The sequence below is a fragment of the Niveispirillum sp. CC-CTL257 genome (assembly GCF_059489915.1).
Genome location: NZ_JCAJXE010000003.1, coordinates 104,702 through 123,915, shown reverse-complemented (window position 1 = coordinate 123,915; position 19,214 = coordinate 104,702). Strand labels below are relative to the sequence as shown.

Annotated in this window: 16 protein-coding genes; 11 read left to right on the top strand and 5 right to left on the bottom strand. The window is 59.2% G+C overall.

What is annotated here, in order from left to right:
• Positions 1–74: 74 nt before the first annotated feature.
• Genes zorA through ABC729_RS17380 form a run of 4 tightly spaced genes read left to right on the top strand, consistent with a single transcriptional unit; the run spans position 75 to position 8,391 of the window.
• Positions 75–2,234 carry an anti-phage ZorAB system protein ZorA gene (zorA, locus tag ABC729_RS17395; RefSeq protein WP_495608871.1) on the top strand — a complete coding sequence of 720 codons (2,160 nt, stop codon included), beginning with the start codon at positions 75–77 and terminating at the stop codon, positions 2,232–2,234.
• Positions 2,235–2,250: 16 nt separating this feature from the next.
• Positions 2,251–2,958 (top strand): OmpA/MotB family protein, encoded by a 708-nt coding sequence (locus ABC729_RS17390; RefSeq protein ID WP_495608870.1) that lies wholly within the window; start codon positions 2,251–2,253, stop codon positions 2,956–2,958.
• 4 nt (positions 2,959–2,962) lie between these two features.
• Positions 2,963–4,594, top strand: coding sequence for an EH signature domain-containing protein (locus ABC729_RS17385; protein ID WP_495608869.1), 1,632 nt, complete (start codon positions 2,963–2,965; stop codon positions 4,592–4,594).
• Positions 4,591–8,391, top strand: a complete 3,801-nt coding sequence (locus ABC729_RS17380) for an SNF2-related protein (RefSeq protein WP_495608868.1) — start codon at positions 4,591–4,593, stop codon at positions 8,389–8,391. The genes ABC729_RS17385 and ABC729_RS17380 overlap by 4 nt, the downstream gene beginning before the upstream one ends.
• A 276-nt stretch (positions 8,392–8,667) precedes the next feature.
• Here the strand turns inward: ABC729_RS17380 and ABC729_RS17375 are convergent, their stop codons facing one another.
• On the bottom strand, positions 8,668–9,558 hold the full coding sequence (locus ABC729_RS17375) for a LysR family transcriptional regulator (RefSeq protein WP_495608867.1): 891 nt from the start codon (positions 9,556–9,558) through the stop codon (positions 8,668–8,670).
• 104 nt (positions 9,559–9,662) lie between these two features.
• Here ABC729_RS17375 and ABC729_RS17370 point away from each other — a divergent pair, with 104 nt between their 5' ends.
• The 4 genes from ABC729_RS17370 to ABC729_RS17355 all read left to right on the top strand — a co-directional run bounded on the left by ABC729_RS17370 (position 9,663) and on the right by ABC729_RS17355 (position 12,647).
• Entirely contained in the window at positions 9,663–10,541 is an 879-nt protein-coding gene (locus tag ABC729_RS17370) for an SDR family oxidoreductase (protein WP_495608866.1), read from the top strand.
• A 263-nt stretch (positions 10,542–10,804) separates the two neighbouring features.
• Entirely contained in the window at positions 10,805–11,071 is a 267-nt protein-coding gene (locus ABC729_RS17365; RefSeq protein ID WP_495608865.1) for a type II toxin-antitoxin system Phd/YefM family antitoxin, read from the top strand.
• Positions 11,047–11,334 carry a type II toxin-antitoxin system VapC family toxin gene (locus tag ABC729_RS17360; RefSeq protein ID WP_495608864.1) on the top strand — a complete coding sequence of 96 codons (288 nt, stop codon included), beginning with the start codon at positions 11,047–11,049 and terminating at the stop codon, positions 11,332–11,334. The genes ABC729_RS17365 and ABC729_RS17360 overlap by 25 nt, the downstream gene beginning before the upstream one ends.
• A 558-nt stretch (positions 11,335–11,892) precedes the next feature.
• A protein-coding gene (locus tag ABC729_RS17355; RefSeq protein WP_495608863.1) for an IS5 family transposase occupies positions 11,893–12,647 on the top strand; the annotation gives its coding sequence in 2 pieces (ribosomal slippage) (positions 11,893–12,223 and positions 12,223–12,647; 756 coding nt in all).
• 134 nt (positions 12,648–12,781) lie between these two features.
• Here ABC729_RS17355 and ABC729_RS17350 read toward each other — a convergent pair.
• On the bottom strand, positions 12,782–13,861 hold the full coding sequence (locus ABC729_RS17350) for a site-specific integrase (protein ID WP_495608862.1): 1,080 nt from the start codon (positions 13,859–13,861) through the stop codon (positions 12,782–12,784).
• Between the two features lie 53 nt (positions 13,862–13,914).
• On the opposite strand from ABC729_RS17350, the gene ABC729_RS17345 reads away from it, so the two are divergent.
• Together ABC729_RS17345 and ABC729_RS17340 are read left to right on the top strand one after the other, a co-directional pair.
• Complete coding sequence (locus tag ABC729_RS17345) at positions 13,915–14,583, top strand: exonuclease/endonuclease/phosphatase family protein (RefSeq protein ID WP_495608861.1); 669 nt, start codon at positions 13,915–13,917, stop codon at positions 14,581–14,583.
• Complete coding sequence (locus ABC729_RS17340) at positions 14,580–14,798, top strand: hypothetical protein (RefSeq protein ID WP_495608860.1); 219 nt, start codon at positions 14,580–14,582, stop codon at positions 14,796–14,798. The genes ABC729_RS17345 and ABC729_RS17340 overlap by 4 nt, the downstream gene beginning before the upstream one ends.
• Before the next feature lie 110 nt (positions 14,799–14,908).
• Here the strand turns inward: ABC729_RS17340 and ABC729_RS17335 are convergent, their stop codons facing one another.
• From ABC729_RS17335 to ABC729_RS17325, 3 genes are all read right to left on the bottom strand, one after another.
• A complete protein-coding gene (locus tag ABC729_RS17335) occupies positions 14,909–15,199 on the bottom strand; it encodes a hypothetical protein (protein ID WP_495608859.1) in 291 nt (96 codons plus the stop codon).
• 89 nt (positions 15,200–15,288) lie between these two features.
• Entirely contained in the window at positions 15,289–17,373 is a 2,085-nt protein-coding gene (locus ABC729_RS17330; RefSeq protein WP_495608858.1) for a hypothetical protein, read from the bottom strand.
• A 456-nt stretch (positions 17,374–17,829) separates the two neighbouring features.
• Positions 17,830–18,150 carry a helix-turn-helix domain-containing protein gene (locus ABC729_RS17325; RefSeq protein WP_495608857.1) on the bottom strand — a complete coding sequence of 107 codons (321 nt, stop codon included), beginning with the start codon at positions 18,148–18,150 and terminating at the stop codon, positions 17,830–17,832.
• Between the two features lie 272 nt (positions 18,151–18,422).
• Between ABC729_RS17325 and ABC729_RS17320 the strand changes: the two genes are divergently transcribed.
• Positions 18,423–19,040, top strand: coding sequence for a hypothetical protein (locus tag ABC729_RS17320; protein ID WP_495608856.1), 618 nt, complete (start codon positions 18,423–18,425; stop codon positions 19,038–19,040).
• The last annotated feature ends 174 nt before the right edge of the window (positions 19,041–19,214 follow it).

Sequence of the window (19,214 nt, the reverse complement as noted above, 5' to 3'; positions counted from 1 at the left end):
TGCCCAACTTCAACCACCAACGGGTAAGATGCCACGATTAGCTTTATCTGGTTAGAATCGGATCGGAGGCCGGCGTGTTTTCGTGGTTAGCGTCATTCCATGTGACGGTTGGAGGCCATCAATTCGGCTTTGTATGGATCGCCGTTCTGCTTTTGTTGTTCATTTTCTTTCTCTTCTATGCAATCCCAGCAGTTTGGTCGCTAGTTGACCTGTATAGATTGTCTTCGCGAATCAATGCCGCCAAGGCGACGTCGACCCCGCTGACTAAGGGCGCGATGTCCGATATCTTCCAGCCATTCGGCCATTTCAACCATCGCTGGAATGAATATGCCGAAACGCTGCATGAACAATTCACCAATGTCGATGGTGAAAAGCGGCTGCTCCGTATCCGGGCGACGGTCCCTGCAGAGGTCTATTTCAACGCCGTTGCGGTTATTGACGGGCGTACCCATGCGGAATTCTTCCGCCATCTACCCGGCATCCTCACAGGCATCGGGATCATTGGCACGTTCATCGGACTGATCTCCGGCTTGCAAGAGTTCAACCTGAAGCTGGACGACCCGGCGATGCTAACGGCGGCGCTGGACAAGCTGATCTACAGCGTCAAGGAAGCCTTCATCGCGTCGGCGGTTGCCATCATCGCGGCGATGCTGGTGACCTTCATCGAAAAGGCCCTCGTCAACTGGAACCATAACCGTCTGGACAAGCTGGTCCAGACCATTGACGGGCTGCATGAAGCGGGTGCCGGTGAGGAGTATCTGGCGCAACTGGTGCGGTCGTCGGAGGAAGGGGCCACCCATTCACGGCAGTTGAAAGACAGCCTTGTCGAAGACCTGAAGCATCTGCTAACCGAGTTGACCGAACGGCAAGTACAGGCCACGCATCAGGCCAGCGCGGCCATGGCCAACCAGATTGGCGACAGTATCGCCGGCAGCCTTCAGGCCCCGCTGGACAAGATCGCCAATGTCGTAGAGGTAGCCAGCGGCAAGCAGGGCGACGCCGTCCATGGCATGCTTGAGAACCTGATGACAGCTTTCATGGCAAAGCTGGAAGACACGATGGGCGACCAGATGAAGGGGCTGGCCGCGATGCTGACGGAAAGCGCCGGGTCGATGCGGGAGATGCAGGCCGGCTTTGGCCGCCTGGTCAGCGAGTTGTCGCAGGCCGGAGACAATGCCAGCCGCAGCATGTCCGACCAGTTAGCCAACATGATGGCCGAGGCAGAGGCCCGACAAGCCCGCATGGCCGAAGCCCTTGACCGCGCCGTCGCCTCTATGCAGGGCCAGATCAGCGGCGGCCAGGAGGAAATGCAGCAGCGCCTGGGCGACGCCATCGCCGGGATCAAAGATACCGTAGGCCAGATGATGGCCGATATGGCCGAACAGCGCCGCCATCTTGCCGCCAGCGGCGACGAAGAGGCCCAGCGCCTACGCGAAGCGATGACGTCCCTTCTGGACGAAGTGCGAAGCGCCAGCCAGCAGACCGCCAACCGCTATGGCGATGAGCTGTCCGCGACCCTGGCCAAGGTCCAGAGTGCCTTGGATACGACGCTGGGCAGCCTGACCGACAGCCAGCGTGCCAATGATGAACGCAGCCAACAGCTTCTGGAGACATTAGACGCACGGCTGACGGTTCTGATCGACAGCAGCAAGGGGGCCGCCGACAGCCTGCGCGAGAATATCGGCCGGCTGAACCAGACCTCCATGGAAGCCATCAACGGCATGAACCGGGGCGCCGAAACCATGCGCAAGGCGGCGGAGGGCTTTGCGACCGCCGGCGACACCGTCACCGGTGCTGTTGCCAAGGGCGGTGAGCTGTTCGAGCGGGTATCGACAGTGGCCAAGGGGCTTGAGGCAACCGCTGGTACCATGCGCGACACCGTCGCCGCCTATGCCCAGACGCGTGGCAGCCTGGAGGCCATGGCCGAAACCCTGCGCACCACGGTGCAGGAAGCCGATCAGCGGGCCGGGTTGAGCGGGACCCTGGTCACCGATATGGAACGGCTGGTGGCCAGATTCAGCGAAAGCCAGACCCAGGCCCGTGAGTATCTGGACGAGATCACCAGCGTCCTGGGCAGAGCCTTCGATGATTTCAGCAAATCCACGACCACGAGCCTGGATAAGAGTTGCAGTGACTTCGATGTGTCTTTGTCCAAGGCCGTCGGGATGCTGGACAGCGAGATTCAGGAACTGACGGAAGTGCTGGAAAATTTCCGGGTCCGGGTGTCCAACTGAATAGGGAGGGACGGTGATGCTGGGTCGGATCGTTCTTTCCAAAGGGTCCAAGGATGAAGCCGAAAAGCCGTTCTGGATCAGCTTTTCAGACCTGATGACGGCCTTGATGGTGCTGTTCCTGGTGGTGATGGCCATCTCGCTTCTTTCGGTGACGCAGAAACTGCGCGATGTGCAGATGGAGGAGGCCGAACGGGCAGACGCCATCGACCGGATCGTCAGCTCCCTGCAGGAAGCGGCGGCCAAACATGGCGATGTGTCGGTCACCGGCAGCCGTGACCGCGTGGTGATTGAGTTTGGCGAGGCAGCACGGTTTGCCAGCAACGACCACCGGATCGGCACGCCGGGCGCGGAACGGCTGCGGCGGTTCGCGCCGGAAATCCTGAACATGGCGGAGAGCGAGGATGGCCGACGCTGGTTCAAGCGGGTTGTGGTGGAGGGTTTTACCGATCCGCGCGGCACCTATCTGCATAACCTGCATCTCAGCCTGATGCGGGCGGAAAGCGTTGTGTGCAATCTGCTGGCCCCCGGCGGGGCCGAACTGACGGATGCACAGAAACAGGCGGTGCGGCGGCTGTTTCTGGTGGGCGGCTTTTCCTCCAACTCCACCCGCACCACGGACGAGGAAAGCCGCCGGGTCGAGTTGCGGCTGGATTTCCGAACGGTGCGGGAAAAGCCGGAGGCACCGGCACTGCTGGATGTTCCCCTGGGACAATGCCGGATTTGATGCCATGACCATCACCGCATTGAAGCGCCACCTGGAACATTCACTGGCCCGATTGCAGCAAAATCCGTCCCGCCTGGGCCGACCAGACCTGATGGCCGCTGTTGCTGAACGGCTGCTGCGCGGACAAGCGTCGGATCAGCAGCAGCAGGCCAGGGCGAACAAGGTACAGCATGCCCTGACAGCCTTTCTGAACCACGGGACGGTTGCGGGCACGCTGCGGCATCTATGCTGGGGGCTAACGGAACCTTTACCGACAGGGGCGCTGCTGACGCGACCGCAATGCAAGGCCCTTCTGACCGAGGTAGAGCGAGCGTTGGCGGGCGGCAGCATGACGGCGAGCGCCTGGCGCGGACTGTTGCAAGGCTATTTCACGGCGGACCCAGCCACCGTTGATGGTGCCGGGCGGGAGAACTGGCTGGCCCTGCGCGGTGTGCTGGCCCGCAGCCTGCCGGTGCTTCAACAGCGGATGAAGGCCATGCCGATCTGGCTGGCGACGATCCTGGATCATACGGCGGTACTGTCAGACAATCCCTGTGCGGGTTATGCGGCGGCATTGCTGTCCGGGGACCGGTCCGATCTTGAGCGGCTGCGGGACGATCTCGGCATTCCGCCGCAAAGCTGGTTCTGGCGGGAAACGGTCCTGGCGCAGGTCCGCGCAGCCTGCGCCATGGCGGATGGCGATTTCCACGCCAAACTGTCAACCGTCCTCACAGCGCTGAAGGATTATCCGTTGCTGGTCAATGACGGTCTGAAACTGCTGCTGCCACGCTATCACGCGGCGGCGGCAGATAGCCGGCATGACGGTCTGTGCGCGTTGGCAGTGGCGCATTGGGGTAGCCCCAACATCTTCGCCCAGGCGAAATGGGCGCAGGTGTCGCCCGATGTGAAAAAGATGGTGCAGGTCTGGCTAGCCTTTGAGGACCTTCAAACCTTTTTTGAGATTTTGCAGGCTGACAAGACCGTCGATACGCGGCGGTTTCAGTTCTGGCTGCGCTATCACCGGCAAATGGATTATGTGCGCATCGCCCTGGGATCACAGGCATGGCATTCCAATGATCCCGACCTGCGCGAATTGAGAAAGAAGGGCCGAGACCGTGTCTGTCGCCTGGATGGGGGCTCTGGCAATCTGAACGCCATCATCATGAAGATTGGTGACTTTCTGATGGTGGAATTCAGCCATACCGGCAATGCGGCCTATGGGTATTCGCAAATCAGTCTTCCATTCCAACTAAACAGTGACGCGATTGCACGCGACCTGTTGTCAGAACCGGCTGTTGCGGTATTCCGGGAGCCGCATCTCGGCATTTGGGAGGACAAATACTCCCGTATCCTTTCCACCAAGTTGAGGATCCATGCTGACAGCCAGCAGCGGCCCATGCCGAGCCTAACGCGCGCACCCTTACCGCCGACCCCGCCACCGCCGCCATCAGCACCTACGCCTATACCAACCAAGCCGCCGCTGGATCTGGCGTGGCTGCGAGCTGAATGTCGGCGGCGATCAGTCGGGCTGAATGATCACCGGGATAAGAAGGGTGCGCTTTGGGTCCGGCACAAGGAACAGTCCGATGCCTTTGGCAAAGACCTTGCCGCCCGAGGCTTCAAGTTTTCGCCCGGTAATGGATGGTGGCTGAAATGACCCTGTTTGACCGCTGGCGTGGGCGGCGTCCCACCCAAGCACCCACCGCCTCCCTGATCCGGACATTTGAAGAGGCCGGGCTATGTTTCCGCCCCACCGGTGCCCTCTCGGGTCAGGACGCTATTGACTGGCTGGCCAATCCCGCCCCGTTCGACGATTGGGAACTTGCCTGCTATCTAGCGCAACTGCACCAGGAAGGCTGGGGGCCAGACCTGGATGAGGCGTTCATCCTGCCCTGGGATCAGCTCTACATATTATGTGAGCAGGAAGAACACAGGGACAGTATCGGCCTTCTCCGTCTGCCACCCGCCTGCCCCTATACCGCCAGCTTGGACGCAACGGGCAGCTTCACCGATGCCAGCTTCGCCATTCATCTCTGCTGGCTCGATCAGCAGGCACGGGTGATGACCGGGATGACCCGCGTCGGTGGCATCATGCGGCAGGCCGATGGCGACCGGCTTTTGCCCCCATCCGCTTGGATGCTGGCCGAGGAGGTCAGGCAGTTTGCCCGGCGACAGGACAGGTCAGCACGCGCCAACCGCCAGGCCTGGGCCCATCTGCGCGCCCTGGCCGTAAAGGCCGGGGCCAAGATGGATGATTTCCTGCGCCGCTCAGTGGTCATCAGCCTGGATAAGCTGGACCTAAATATGAATCTGGTGTCGGTAGAAGGTACGCCCGTTGTGGAATTGCGCCCCGGCGCACCCGATATCCCGCTGTCCCCCTGGCTGGATATCTTCGATAAGTACAGCCAGGTTCAGGACCAGTATGACCTGGTTCTGGATGACGGTACGGTCATGCGCATCATTCCGGACGAACCCGTAAAGCAGGTGCTGCGCGAAATTCGCGACATGCCGGGCCGGCGAGTCGCGGGCCGCAGGGCCAAGACTTTTCTGCGCAACCCCTATGCCGTTCTGGGCCCGGCCATGGGAAAGGTCGTCCCGCCCGCCCGGTTTGAGGAACTACGCCGCGCGGCGGGTATCCATTTCAACAGCTTCAGCATTCACCCGCATCGCGATAAGGAGGGCCGGGTAACGCAGGTCGACATCAAGATTTCGCCCGATGATGAAGCGGCCCCATCGGTCCCATCCCTTGTGCTGACCGGCAAGCCGGACGTCGCGCGCTTTGCCAATCGGCTGGCACAGGCCTATAGCCAGGGCGATCCCTGCCTGAGCTTCCAAGATCAGGAACTTGACCTCCGCGGCGATGTCGGTCAGCAACTGGCAACGCTGTCCGCCCTGATCGCTGACCGCTGGTCATCCCTCCAGCCGGTGCCCAGCCTGGCGGAGATCATGGATCTTTCTCGCTATTCGGCGCGCATCACCGGCTTTGACATCTATCGCCCCGTCTATTCCCCCTATATCCAGAAAACGGAGAAGGGAGAGGGCTGGTTGCCGGACAGCATCCAACCGGTGATCGCCTGCCACCCGCCCGGTGCCGACGCGCCGGTGCATTTCACGATGGAGACCGCACAGCTGGACGAAATGTCCCGCAGAGTGCAGGACGCGCAAGCCAGCGGGCAGAGCATGATCCAAATGGAGGGCTGGCCGGGACCGGTATCCGTGCCAGAGGCATTGGGCATCCTCCAGGCCTATCAGCCGTTGCTGACGCCGTCACAAGCTCCCCTGCCCCCTGAGAGTCCCGGCAGTGGCATGGCAGAGGAGATGGCCGCCTTTGACCATGGACCGGCGACGGGAGAGATCGGGCAGGAACCCGGGCCGCCGATCCAACTGACCATTGCCGAGAATATTGAGCGGGACGATTACGCAGAGAAGCGCGGAGAACTTCTGGCCTTTGATGAAGGGACTGCCCCGTCCTTGCCCAAGACACTGGCCCCGCATGTGCGCCTGTTGCCGCATCAGATCAGCGGAGTGGCCTGGTTGCAGAACCTGTGGCGTCACCCGGCCCATGCCCGCGGATGCGTGTTCGCCGACGATATGGGCCTGGGAAAAACGCTGCAATTGCTGACCTTCATCCATTGGTATCTTGAAAGTGACCCGGACGCGGCACCGGTATTGGTTGTAGCCCCTGTCAGCCTTCTGGAGAATTGGCAGAACGAAATCCGCAAATTCTTCACGGCGGGCGCGGCACGGACGCTGACCCTCTATGGCAAGGATCTGGACAGGGTGCGGCTCCCGGCCAGTGCTTTGACAGAGGAGTATCGGGCCGCCGGTGTTGGAAAGCTGTTGGGCGACGGGTGGCGGGGTGCGGCTCAGATCGTGCTGACCACCTATGAAACCCTGCGCGACCAGGAATTGTCCCTGGCCCGCGAACGCTGGGGCATCATGGTCTGTGACGAGGCACAGAAGATCAAGACGCCCAACGCCCTGGTCACACGGGCCGCCAAGAAACAGAATGTCCGCTTCCGGATCGCCTGTACCGGCACGCCGGTTGAAAATTCGCTGACCGACCTCTGGTGTCTGTTCGACTTCATTCAACCGGGACTGCTGCCCCCGCTGAATGCGTTCGCCAGCACCTATGTGCGGCCGATTGAGGCGAAAACGGATGAACAGCGCACCAGGGTGGAGGCGTTGCGCGCCCTGGTCACACCGCAGATATTGCGGCGGACCAAGGCCGATGTCGCCCAGTTACCCCGCAAGCACCAGGAAACCTGCGAACTCTCCATATCGCCCCGGCAGCGGCACCTTTACAGCGAAGCAGTGAACAGCTTGGCCAGCGGACGCGCCGCGCAGGAGGCCGGAAAGGGCGGGAATGTCGGCAACCTGATCCTGACGCTGCTGCATAACATCAGGATGATCTGCGCCCATCCACACCACACCAAATTCACCGACGCAGGGGGACAGGCTCTTGGACCCGAGCGGGTAGACTCACCAAAGCTGGATTGGTTGCACCGCTATCTGGAACACGTTCATGCCAAGGGCGAGAAGGCCATTGTCTTCACCGAATTCCGCGACATTCAACGCCTGCTGCAACGAACCCTGTCCCGGCAATTCGGCTTGCCGGTGCAGGTGATCAATGGTGACAACAAGGCGCAGACCGTGGGCGATAGTCTGTCACGGCAGCGGCTGATTGATGCTTTCCAGGCCCGTCCAGGTTTCAACGTGATTATCCTGTCCACCACGGCCATCGGATTTGGTGTCAATATTCAGGCGGCCAATCACGTCATCCATTTCACGCGCCCCTGGAACCCCGCGAAGGAGGATCAGGCGACCGACCGCGCCTATCGCATTGGCCAGGAACGGGAAGTCCATGTCAAATACCCTACCATCACGTCCCCCGACTTCGTGACTTTTGAGGCAAAGCTGGCCAATCTGCTGGACGCTAAGCGGCAGTTGGCCGACGATATCTTGAATGGATACGAAGATATCTCCTTTGCCGAGTTCTCCACCCTGATGGGCCCAGACGGGACCGGATTGGTGCAAGATGGTCCGATTGACAGCATGTTCCTGCGGTCCATCGGACCTGCCCTGTTCGAACGGCTCTGCCTTGAAATCTGGAAGTGCCAGGGTTACTCGGTTTACTCCACGCCGAAATCAGGGGATGGTGGGGTGGATATTGTCGCCATCAAGGGGGATATCGGTCATCTGGTCCAATGCAAAACGACATCAACCGGCGCGGCCTTGGGCTGGGATGCCATCAAGGAGGTCGTTGGCGGCACCGCAGCCTATGAAAAGCGGCACCCAGATATCAAATTCACAAGGTTGGCGGTGACAAATTCCAACTTCAATAAAAAAGCTAAAGAACAAGCTGATCTCAATAAGGTTAAAATCATTGAGTTGCGCCAGATAATAGAAATCGCAGATAAATATCATATAATGAAATATTCTCTTATTCGATAGTTTCATTGCTCATTATACTCATTTATCTCCACCTAAAGTCACCACAATTTCTACGATGGCCACATCGTCTTTCATTACAATAGATCAGCACAATGTACCGCGGGACAATTGCCGATGACGGGTTAAAAAATTTAATACCACCAACATCTTGACAGCACACTGGCCTAACCCCGGGGCACCATTTCCGGGAGATCGCGTTCAAGACCGGATCGCCATCAATGTCACCGGCTTGTTCATAGCCAAGCAATAGGTGACTGTGTCGGGGAAGCCGGTCCCTCAGTCAATGTAGATCGCCAACTCACCCGGCGTGCCATTCGGGAACGCCGCCTTCAGGTGATCAAGGAAGGCCGAGACACGGGCGCTGAGCAGCCGTCGGGATGGATAGAGAGCCCACAGCTCGATCTCCGGCCCGGCAACGTCACCCCAATGCACCAGGCGGCCTGCATCCAAGTCCCTGGTCACCAGCGAAACGGGCAGGCGCGCAGCCCCGATGCCTGCCCGCACCGCATCGCGGACCATGACCAGCGACGACAGTCTCATCACAGGGTCAACCGGGAGCCTGGACACTCCCTCCGCGGTCATGACCTCCCATGTCCCCGCTCCATCACCAGCGCCGCGCACGACGGCCCGAACGGTGGATCCGTCCTGCGGCAACGCCAAGCCGGGGTTGGCCACGACAACTAGGCGATCACGGAGGAAGACCTTGCCGACCAGGGTCTCGTCCGGATCCGGATTCACCCGGATCGCCAGATCATAGCCCTCCTCCACTAGGTCGACTTGCCGGTCGTCCGTCGTCACCTCCAACCGGACCTCGGGGAACTTGCACGCGAAGCCGGCCGCCAGCCTGCCCATTACGGTCTGGGAGAACAGCAGCGGCGCGCTGACCCGCAGACGCCCGCGCGGTACCTCGCCGCCAGACGCGATCGCCGCCGCCGCCTCATCGAGTTCGGTGAGCAGGATGCCCGTCCGCTCGAACAATGCCCGGCCCTCCTCCGTCAGCTTCAGCGTGCGCCCGCCACGCTCGAACAGGCGTAGGCCCAGGTCGGCTTCCAAATCGGCGACCCGGCGCGACAGCGTGGCCTTGGGGCGGCCCGCCGCACGGGCGGCGCGGCCGAAGCCGCCATGCCGGGCGACGAGGTTGAAGTCGGCAAGCGCAAGCAGGTCCATCTGTTCCACCAATGAGACGATCTGTTCAGATATAGCGGCTATTAGCCTTCGTGTGGATCGGTCATTTCTCCATTCATCCAATCACCCAACCCGGAGATACTCACATGACCATCCTCGTTACCGGCGCCACCGGCCGTGTCGGCCGCCATGTCGTCCAGCAACTCCTGAATCGCGGCGCCGACGTGCGCGTCCTGGTCCGAGATCCCGCCAAGGCCGACTTTCCGGCCGGCGTGGAAATTGCCAAGGGCGACATGCTGGACGTCGACGCGCTGCGCGCCGCCTTCAAGGGCGTCAACACGCTGTTCCTCCTCAACGCGGTGGCGGGCGACGAGTTCACCCAGGCGCTGGTCGCCCTGAACATCGCCCGTGAATGCGGCGTCGACCGGGTCGTCTACCTTTCGGTGATCCATGCCGACCGCTTCGTGAATGTGCCGCATTTCGCGGTGAAGTCCGGTGCTGAGCGAATGATCGAGCAGATGGGCTTCAGCGCCACGGTCTTGCGCCCGGCCTACTTCATCGACAACGACCTGATGGTCAAGGACGTCATCCTGAACCATGGTGTCTATCCGATGCCGATCGGCAGCAAGGGCGTGGCCATGGTCGACATCCGCGACATCGCCGAGGTCGCCGCGATCAAACTGGTCCGCCGCGCGCAGTCCCCTGGCAAACTGCCCAACGAGACCATCAACTTGGTTGGCCCCGACACCCTGACCGGCGCGGACCTGGCCGAGATCTGGTCGGACGCCGTGGGCCGCCCGGTCGTCTATGGCGGCGATGACCCAAGCGGGTTCGAACAGAACCTGACAGGGTTCATGCCCCGGTGGATGGCCTATGAGATGCGCCTGATGGCCGAACGCTATGTCAGCGACGGCATGATCCCCGAGACCGGTGACGTCGAACGCCTGACCAGACTGCTGGGCCGTCCACTGCACACCTACAAGGATTTCGCGCGCGGGGTCGCCGTCGACACCGAGCGGAGTTGATCCGGCCAGCGCTGTTCCAGTGAAGGGGGAAGACCAGGCGAAGCGCGGAGGGGTTTAGCCGTTCGTAGGCTCGGGCAGGTCCGCGTAGCACCACCACCACGGTGCCGAGGGCCGCCCGATTTCCCTCGCCACCACCTTTGGTTCTCAGGGCGCGTAAGCGCCAGCACATGGAGGGCGCCTCCATATGCCAGCAGCAGACCCGTGCTGCCGGAATTCCATCCTCCTCTGCGCTATATGACCATCTATATGGTCAGGAGCATGGAATGGACACGGTCAACCTCGCGGATGCGAAGGCCCACCTGAACAAACTCGTGGACCGCGTCGACGCGGGGGCCTCCATCGACATCACCCGGCGCGGCAAGCCGGTCGCGCATCTGACGGCCGCGGCCAAGCCGCGCAAGCCGGTAGACGCCGGCATGCTGCGTTCCCTGACGGCGACCATGCCCCCGCAGGCACAGGACGCCGGCGACCTGGTCCGGTCGATGCGGGACGGCGACCGCTACTCATGCTCTACCTCGACACCTCGCTGATCGTCGCGGCCCTTTCAAACGAAGCCATGACGCCCCGCATCCAGGGGTGGCTGGCAGACCAGGACCCGGCGCTGCTCGTCATCAGCGACTGGACCGTCACCGAGATGTCCTCAGCCCTGTCCATCAAACTCCGAACCGGGCAGATCGACTTGGCACAGCGCGCAACGGCGCTGGCCATGTTCAATCGGCTCGTCGCGGAGAGCTTCCCCGAGCGGTCCGTTTCAGAAATCATGAAGACCTGGAGTTTTCCGCCACCTGGATAATCTTTCCCCTCCGTTACATCAGCTTTCCAAACGTGTTTTAACATCAAAAACTGGGCTGTATTATCTTCGAATAATGGCGTTTTATGTAGAATTAAAAAATTAGACGACGACTTACCATCCATAAAATGCTCCATCTCATTGAAATATTTATATATATTTCGATAAAGCAGACAATAAGTGAATCAGCATTAAAACGGCGCAAACAATTGAAATATCAAAATATTATACGATAACACAGATATCGCATAAGCAGCCGGTGGATCCAGCCGCTTGTTCGCCACCGAAGGACTTTATCCATCCAACTCGTGTGTTTTATGTACAGCCAGGGAGCCGATCACCCACACACCTTAAAACGTGTTTATGTACTGATATAAAATGATATTTATCGTTTTATGGTCGATACAATCATGTATAGATTTTTACGAAAATTTTAATAATTTCGAACAGATGACAGCACAATGTTCCCGATGCCGGCACCTAAGGTCAGAACCGCAACAGTGTATTGAAATTGCTGTTTGAATGTGATTCCAAGGCGTGATTAACGCGTTGGAGGATTGAATGCGGGAGATTTTCTGGCTTTCGGATGAAGCGTGGGCAGCGATTGAGCCACACCTCCCCCGCCATACCGTTGGTGCGCCGCGTGTTGATGACCGCCGGGTCATCAGCGGGATTATTCATGTACTCAAGAGCGGCTGCCGCTGGAAGGACTGTCCGCCGGAGTATGGCCCACCGACCACGGTGTACAATCGGTTCAACCGCTGGTCTGGGCGCAAACACTGGCACCGGATATTGCAGGCGCTGGCCGCCGGGCAATGGATCACGACCAGCGTGGCCATGGATGGCAGCTACGTGAAGGCACATCGCTGTGCCCACGGCGGAAAAGGGGGGCCAAGGCGCAAGCCATTGGCATTTCCAGAGGCGGTCAGACCACAAAAGTCCACGCCCTGACGGATACGCTCGGCCGCCCGGTGGCTTTGCATGTAACGGCGGGCAACGTTTCCGACATCACCATGGCCGAGACCCTGCTGGCTGAGGTTGATGATTGCCGCTATGTCCTGGCCGACAAGGGATATGACAGTGATAAATTGCGGGCCAAAATCAAGGAGAAGGGCGCAAAGCCGGTCATTCCTGGCAGAAAGTCACGCAAGAAGCCCATTCGCTTCGACAAGCTCCGGTACAAGTTCCGCTGGATGGTGGAGGCGGTCTTCTGCCGCCTCAAGGACTTCCGACGCGTCGCCACCCGATACGACAAGCTCGCCAGAAACTTCTTATCCACCCTCGCAATTGCAACCATCGTGGCCTACTGGACCTGATTGAGTCTGGACCCTAGCCATCAGGCGTTCTCGGCAGAACGGCCTCACCACAAGAGGCCCGTAGAATTCTTAGTAATATCATACACGTAAGCCGCTTTAGGCAGGTCCACGTCAGCGTTTTATGTATTTGATGGTCAATGCTGAGACCCATCCGACTTGGAATCGGGCGTAGAATGAACAACTAAGGTCCCTCCCGGCTCCGACCAACCAACCTTTACCTTCCTTCCTTTCAACCCCATCTTCGGGCGAACAAAAAGAATTCGAGCGGCTCCGCTCTTATAACCGAGCGCGTGAGCAATAATATTTCGAGAAAATCCAATGCGCGCAAGATCACATGCGAAAGAATGTCGAAATGATGTAGGACATATTGCCTTCTTTAATCCAATATCCGTGCCAATATTACTAACTGCGCGGGCGAGTTCTGATGTACGCCACAACTCTACTCCACCGAGGTCAATTCGCGAATGATCATCTTTCAGTTTCACGGCAAGACCATAGAAGGGATCCTCCACAGCAATGCTAATGTCTCGTGCTAATTCTTTACCCTTCTTCGAATAGTCGAAGAGAAATTTGATTGCGCCTGTCGAATATTCAACACAAACACCGCGCCGAACGTCATCCGGAGAGCATCCGGTGAGAAACAGAATGGAAGCAGCAGCCCAATATCTTCCGTTACCATTAAAAAGATACTGGTATATCCTATCTCTTTCACTAGCACTCAACAATTGGCGTGGACTTATATTAGAATTACTTTTATTTATGGTAAATTTTACCACAAGCAAGGCCTCAAACCATTTGAGGAGCCTATCTAATTTATCAAGAATAGTGGAGAAATTTTCGACATCCTGTCTACTTTCAATTGAAAATTGACGACCGCGCAAATCATTTGCAATTCCCCAAAATAATTGTAAAACAATTCGCAGGATAGCCGAACGAATAGACCGCAGGCTTCCATTGGATTTGGCATCCTCGTTCATCATCTTTGACAATACATCATCCACAGATGATCCATAATACTCCGACGGACGAAAGTCATCTAGATTCATAATTTTTGGAACAACATTATTTATTATCGATTTATATTGGGCAATCGTCCTTTTAGTGAGATTTTCTTTGTGTTTCCATTTTTCTTGGAGCATGCAAAATCGCCCCACTATAATGGCGTACCGTCTCATTGCCTCATTGATGGCGCCCGCCAACGCATCGGTATCCATGTTCCCCTCTCCAAGCAGTTCACACACCCCGCATATGGATGGAACCTAGGAACATGGACAGCCCTGAATTTGGTCTGCTGTTCACGATGTTGGTTATGCGGGGCTACGCGGCCAAGGTCTTCGATCCGAACGAATACACGGTCATCCTGGGTGACGAAACGGATTTCCAGCGCGCGGGGTGGGCCATCCGGAAATCGGTCAAGTTCACGCGCATGCCGGACCTGACCGCTTTGGACTTGCTGGACGGCAAGCCGAGGAGCCTCCGCAAGGGCGTCGACGTCGTGTTTCACCTGCCCAGCGGAGACCTGCGCGCATTGGCCGTCCATCTGAAAAGTGGATGCTTCTCTCCGAAAAGCCAGAACGATGCCTGCCCGGTCATTGCCGAGCAGATGCCCATCCTGTCGAAATGGATCGACGCGCGCCAAGCCGAGGGAACATCATTGCTGGTCGCCGGGGACTTCAATCGGCGGCTGCGCGACGAGGACCCGCTCTGGAAGGTGCTGGATAACGGCCCGTCGCCGCTGAAGCTGGCCACAGCGGGGAAGGCCAACCACTGCTGGGCGGGTGAGTACCCGGAATTCATCGACCAGATCATCGTTGGCGGCCCCGTCGTGCGTCGCGCCAAGGAGGGTTCCTTTGGGGTTCTGGTCTATTCCGAAACGTCCAGGGACGATAAGAAGCGCGTCAGCGACCACTGCCCCGTTGCGATCGAGGTTCGATGAAGTTTCCGCCCCACATCTCCCGCGCAGCCGGTGCGCAGGCAATCGCGTCCGTCCCCGCCTTCATCAGCGGCGTCGCTGCGCTGCTGGCATCGATCTTCTGGATGGGATCGGTGCTCTTGCCGTTGGGGATCGCCGGCATCGTGGGCGGATGGCTGCTGTTCGAACATTCGATGCAGCGCATCGCCAGGGATAACGGCATGGATGTTGGCAGGTGACCCCGGAGGCTGACGCCGAGCAATGGGCCCAAAGCCCGCCGCGCCGCCGCTGGTGTGGGCAGCGCGGTTGGCATCGTCAGAACTGGCACCAGAGTCGAGACTTAAACCCCTCATCCCTCACTCTGGAGAGACGCCAGGTACTCCCGTGACGCAGTATCAATGTTCTGCACCAGCTTCCTGGTCCGGTACATCATGAAGAAGCCCATCATCATTGCTGGGATGCCCACGAAACCTCCGATCAAGGTCAGCGTCAGCACGGCACCGATGATCACAACCCACCAAGCCATAATCTTGTGTGCATTTGCTCCGGCAATCATCTGCACGCGCATGGCCTCGACCTTAACCGGGTCAGTGCCGGCCTGCAGCACCAGTGTGCTCTTGATGTTACTTAGGTTTGACATTTAGATTCTCCTTCTATGAGGGAGTGCGTAGGCGGGATCGGACCCGCGCTGGCGATAGTTGGAAGGGATTTTTCTCGGGCGGCTGAGGCTCAGCCCAGGTAGGTCCAGTCCAGGCCCAGGTCGCTGGTGGCAACCAGCAAACGGCCTTCGTTCTGTCCATACATCGCGTAGTGGACCAAGGGATTGACAACGGCGGCCTTCAGGTCGGCATTGGCGTCTATGTAGGCGCTGACGTCCAGGTAGGCGGACGGGTCGCGGCCCTCGCGCCAGCCATAGTTCATGAAATGGGTCCAGGCATCCAGGCCGGCGGCCTTCACGTCGGCGTTCTTGGCCAGGTAGTAGTCCTTGTCGAACAGCAGGGTGGCGATGCGGCCCTCGGCCTTGCCGTAGGCCGAATAGTGCTCCCAGCCGCTGCGCAGGGCGCCGGCCTCGACCGCGGCGGCCACGTCCGGGTTCTTCGCTAGGTAGCCCAGCTCGTCGTAGAGCGGGTCGATGCGCGCGTCGACGGCGGCCCGGCCCTCGGCCTGCCCCCACTGGAGATAGTGGGCGAAGCCGCTGGCCAGCGCCCCGCGGGCGACAGCGGCCGCCACGTCCGGGTTCCTGGCGAGGTAGAAGGTTTCGTCGAACCCGCCGCCCAGCTTCACGTCGGCGTTCATCCACAGGCCGACCTTGCCCCCGTCGTTGAAGGCCAGGAATTCCGTGCCCAGGTAGGTGTCGGTGCCCTCGGGGCCAGCGACCTTCAGGCTACCGTCCGCCTGTCGGGCAATGCTGTAGCTGGAGCGCGGACCGAACAGTCCAGCCACGTCGATGTCCCGGCCGCCGTCGACGTAGTCGTTGCCGCTTCCGGCCACCACGCGGTCGTTGCCGGTACCCAGATAGAGCCGGTCGTCGCCGGCGCCGCCCCAGATGCTGTCGTTGCCGGCCCCGCCGCTAATCTCGTTGGCCACCGAATTGCCGTTGACCCGGTCGTTGCCGCTGCCGGCCCGGACATTCTCGATGGTGCCGACGATGCCCAGGTTGTTCATTCCGCGGTATGTTCCGACCGGTGCAAACAACCACGGTTCAGTGTTTGTCCTGGTCTCCTCCACCGTCACCCGGACGTTGATTGAAGAGAGGCTGTTTGGGGTCAGGTCGATGAAAGAACGCATCGTCGAGGCGGACAGGTCGATCGTATCGTTTCCGCTGGCGTCGAATAGGACCTCTCTGAAGCCGATTGTCTGGTCCCACGTGTATCTGTCAGCCCCAGAATGGTGGTTGGGATTGGCTCCGTAAAGTTTTTGAAGGGCAAGGATGTCCAAAATCCCGAGGCTGTCAAACTCAGCGACCAGATTCACATACTGCCCGGAATCGGATTGCTTGGAACCGTAGACAATGTCATTCGCATCGCTATAGCCCATCATTGTGTAAAATTTGTTTTGGGCAGAATCCGGCAGCACCACAGGGCCATCGAACGGATGCGACAACCCAAGCGCATGGCCGATCTCGTGCCTGACCAGGGTTCCGATCCCGGCCCGCTCAACCGCCGTCAGGCCATCCTTGGCGTAGTTGTCCAAGCCCAGGCGGCGAAAATAGACGTCGCCCGCCTGCTCAATAGCGGTGACACTGGTAATGGTTCCGCCGGCATAGTTAGGCTGGAACACAGGATTGTAGCCCAGGCCGCTGGCCGTCAGTTCGGTGACCGCGAAGGACAGTGTTTTGCCGCCGCCGCTGGACGATTCCACGAACGTGACGCCTGTCACCGCCGAGATCTTCGCCAGTTCCTCGACGACGATCTTCCTCTCGTCCTCGCTCAACGGCCTGAAACTTGAGGCCGGACCAAAGTAGCTGCCCTCCTTATAGTAGGACGGCAGGGCCGACATAAAATGATACTGGAGGGTCACCGGCGTGCCGAGGCCGGCGTCGGAATTTCTCAGCTGATCCAGGGTGTTCACCCCTGGCTGGCCAACAGCCGCGTCAATGTTCCAGCGCGCCGTGCCGTTGGAAAAGACGCCCGTCGAGGTCTGCGCGTTCCGATACGCGAGGAGTGCGTTCAGGTCGAGGTCGGCGACGCGGTGGAGGCCGGACGCATACTGGACGGTCGGAGGGGGGCCGGCCGCCTGCGGCTCATCGGAATCGAATGAACAGGTGCAGCACGGGCAGCCGCTTGGGTGCGCTAAAGGTGTGTCGGTGGACATCTCGTCTCCTCGTGGTGACAAGCGCACCTAACCCGCTCCGGCTGGCGCCGGGCGGCTGAGAACGCGAGCACGAGGACACGCGCCCCAACGGTTTTCCCGAAAGGGTCTTGTATGCCGAAGGGCCACCCGACAGAGCGGGATAACCTCGTGTTCGCGCAAGGCTGCGCACCATCGTCAGGTTCTCAGGCCTTCAGATAGCGGCGCTACTATGCCATGACGGCCTTCAAAGACGGAACAGATTTTCACATGGGGTCGGTGAAACGGCTAACATCTCTGGGACCGGATCTGCTCATAAGGCCCTTAATGCATTGAGACGTTAACCATCTGCGGAGACGCAGATCGGCATACCCAGGGGGCACCCGCCGTCACATTGGCAACGATATGGTGTTACCCTGGAGGGCTTTACATCAGAACCGCCCACACTACCTCGAGCCGCTCATGTGTCGGAGGGAACGATCATCCCTGCTTGATGCGATCGCAGAGTTCCCGAAGCTTCTCTGCGATAGATGCGGGAATCGGCACTTCGCCGTTCTCATACCGGGAAATTTGTCGAAGTCGTTTGCCTAGATCTAAAGCCAGATCTTCCTGCGTACGCCCTAACTGGCGACGGAGTTCACGGAACTCCTCCTTCGGCATAGCACCATCGACCTTCAGAGACAGTATCTCATGCGCCCTTCGCACACGCGTTTCTACAGCCTCGCTAAGCCCTTGTTCTGAAAGGACTTCTTTAAGCAGCTGGCTCGCCTCTGAAATGCCATCCCAGTTCGGCCGCGCCATCTGCTTTTCCCCGTCGAATTCTAGAACGCCGCACCATATCCAAATTTCGCACAATCACAACAGCGAAGCCTTGACATCGATAATGACGCGCCTTATTTATGGCGTGTCTTTAACACGTCGAGGCTTCGATCATGCTTTTCCTCCAACCACCTGTAGCTCTACCCAGACCGGTGACCGACCTCATGGCGCGGACGATTAAGCGCCTCCGCCATCTGCCTGTACACCCGGATCCCATCGTACCGTCGAAATATCTGCGCCCATACGGAGTCATCATGTCTGCGGTGCGTAGCGACGGGCAGCTCTTGGAGACGGCCGTGAGCGAAGCCCTGAAGGCATCGCCGCACCTGATCGTCCTTCGCACGCCAGCCATTTACATTCCGGACGAGGTTGACCAGTTCGTCAACTGTGCGGCGGGTAAGGCGGCGATTCTGCAATCCGATCTGCATTACGAGCACGGTAAAGGCCGCAAGGTCACCCCCGACATTGTCATTGTGGATCAGGATCGGGAAGCCATCGATATCCTCGAGTTAAAACGCGGCATGGCCAAAACCGACGCTGGAAAGACCCGCCAAACCGAGCGAGACCTGCGTTGTCAGAGGCTCGTCGCAAAGAGCTTCGCCAAAGAGACGCTGAATATCGACGTCACAACTACGACCGCCTGCGTGTGCGCCATTCACGGATTTTCGGCGGTTTCGCCAGACCTCCAGGTCAGCCTGGGCGAATTGGAGGTACGTTACGGCGTCGATTTGCGGAGCGTCGTCGAACGTACCTACAAGGAATTCGGTCGCCAGTTGAGCGAATTGCTGTCCGAACAGGCGCTGGAAGATGATCTGTCGAACCTTATGGCGAGCTTCGAGGTCGTCCCGCCCACTGCCGGCCTGATGGGCTGATCGCAGCCAGTTTCATCTCATCCTACATGTGTATCCTGTATTGAGTTCCACTTCACATCGCTGGCCGCCGTGATCGTCCCCGAAAACCCCGAAAAGGAAGGGGATTTGATCACCAAGAGCGTTGCCTTGCGTCACATCCAGGAACTCGGTTGCCTTCACCTACTGTTGTGCACG